2 protein-coding genes are annotated in these 2,112 nt (G+C 69.4%); both read left to right on the plus strand.

Annotated features, from left to right (window positions below):
* A partial coding sequence (locus AC1DU6_RS28720; protein ID WP_477861305.1) for an esterase-like activity of phytase family protein occupies positions 1-940 on the plus strand: 940 nt, incomplete at its 5' end.
* Between the two features lie 152 nt (positions 941-1,092).
* Entirely contained in the window at positions 1,093-1,986 is an 894-nt protein-coding gene (locus AC1DU6_RS28725) for a DMT family transporter (protein WP_477861307.1), read from the plus strand.
* The last annotated feature ends 126 nt before the right edge of the window (positions 1,987-2,112 follow it).

Genomic DNA, 2,112 nt, shown 5'->3' on the forward strand with positions numbered 1-2,112 from the left:
GAGCCTGGACCTGTCCAAGTTCCGCCGCAGCGCCAACCCCGGTGAGGCCGGCGTGGCCTGGGTCGGCATGACCACCATCCTCGACCTCGACGGCCAGCCCTTTGGCCGCAACCAGGTCGACCCCGAGAGCCTGCGCCTGGACGCCAAGCGCAACCTCATCTACTGGGCCAACGAGGGCCAGCGCGTCTCCAGCTCCTTGCAGAACCCGACCGTGCGCCGCATGAGCCCCGACGGCAAGCCGGCCGGCGAATTCCCGGTGCCGGGCTACTACAACCCCCTGGGCAGCGCCGGCGGCATCACGCCCGGCGACGTGGGCGTCTATAACAACCTCGCCTTCGAGAGCATCGCCATCACGCCCGACGGCAAGACGCTGTGGACGATGAGCGAGAACGGCCTGGCCYAGGACAGCCTGCCCACGGCCGTGGGCCGCGGCAGCCGCGCGCGCATGCTGTCCTTCGATCTGGACAGCGGCAAGGCCGGCGCCGAATACATCTACGACGTCGGTCCCGTACCCTTCCCGCCGGCGCGCCAGGGCGATTTCGCCACCAACGGCGTGCCCGACATGCTGGCCCTGTCGGCCCATGAGTTCATCGTCATCGAGCGCGCCTTCGCCGTCGGCGCCGTGACGCCGGGCATCGCGGCGCTGACCAAGCAGCCCACCAGCAATACCATCAAGCTCTACCTGATCGACACACGCGGCGCGACCGATGTGTCGGGTTGGTCCAGCATCAAGGGCCACGAGGTCGTGCCCGTCAAGCGCACCATGCTGCTGGACCTGTCGTCGCTGAAGAACGACGACGGCAGCGTGCTGGCCCTGGACAACATCGAAGGCATCACGTTCGGTCCGATGCTGGAAGGCAAGCGCACGCTGATCCTGGTGTCCGACAACAACTTCAATCCCGCGCAGTTCACGCAGTTCCTGGCCTTCACGGTTGAATGAGCCCCTCGCCCAGTCTTGCGCCGGCTGAACGCCGGCAGGCCTGGTCGGCCCCCCGCGGGGACGGCGATGCTTGCGGCATTGAGCCGCAAGCACATCGCCAAAGCGGGCCGGCTAGGGAGCGGCCCGGCGCTCGGCCCGAAAGCCAATAGCAAATGCATCCCGTCCCCTGGCGCGCCTACGCGCTGCTGGCAGCTAGCACCAGCCTGGTCGGCAGCTATGTCGGCCTGTCCWAGCTACTGGTGGCGGCCTTTCCCATCTTCCTGCTCGCCGGCCTGCGCTTCGGCTTCGCGGCCGTGCTGATGCTGCCCTGGCTGAAAARGCCCGCCCACGAAGCGCCGCTGGATGCGCGTTCGCGCTGGCTGCTCTTCCTCGAATCCTTCCTCGGCAACTTCCTGTTCTCCATCTGCATGCTGTTCGGGCTGCGGCAGAGTTCGGCCGTCGTCGCCGGCGTCATCATGGCCGGCATCCCGGCGGCGGTGGCGCTGCTGAGCTGGGCCTTCCTGCGCGAGCGCTTGGGCGGCCGCGTGCTGGCCGGCATCGCCTGCGCGGTCGGCGGCATTGCGCTGGTGGCCAGCGGCAAACAGGGTGGCGGCGCTGAGACGACGCCGGTGGGCGCGCTGCTGCTGCTCGCGGCCGTGTTCTGCGAGGGCTGCTATGTCGTCATCGGCAAGAAGCTGACCGCCGGCCTGGGCCCGAAGCGCATCAGCGCCCTGATCAACCTCTGGGGCCTGGTGCTGGTCGCGCCACTGGCCATCTGGCAGGCCCTGAGCTTCGATTTCGGCGCGCCGCGCGTGCTGGACTGGGCGCTGCTGGGCTACTACGCCGCCACGGCCAGCGTCATCACCGTCTGGCTGTGGATGGCTGGCCTGAAGGGGCTGCCGGCGGCCAAGGCGGGRGTCTTCATGGTCTTTCTGCCGATCAGCACGGCGCTRATCGGCCTGGCTCTCGGTGAATCCATCTCCGCCCTTCAGGCCCTGGCCTATGGCCTGGCCTTATTGGGTGTGCTGCTGGCGACATGGCCGGCCAAGGAGCCAGCGAGGCCGTGAGCGYGGCCCGCGCCGGGGCGAGTTGCGGTGGCCGGCAAGGCGCAGGTGACGCGGCGTGGCGGGTGCCACGCAAGGAGCCGGCAACGCCGCCGGGTGCCGCAACTCGCCCCGGCGCGGGCCGCGCTC

Source organism: Roseateles sp. P5_B10, assembly GCF_056400485.1.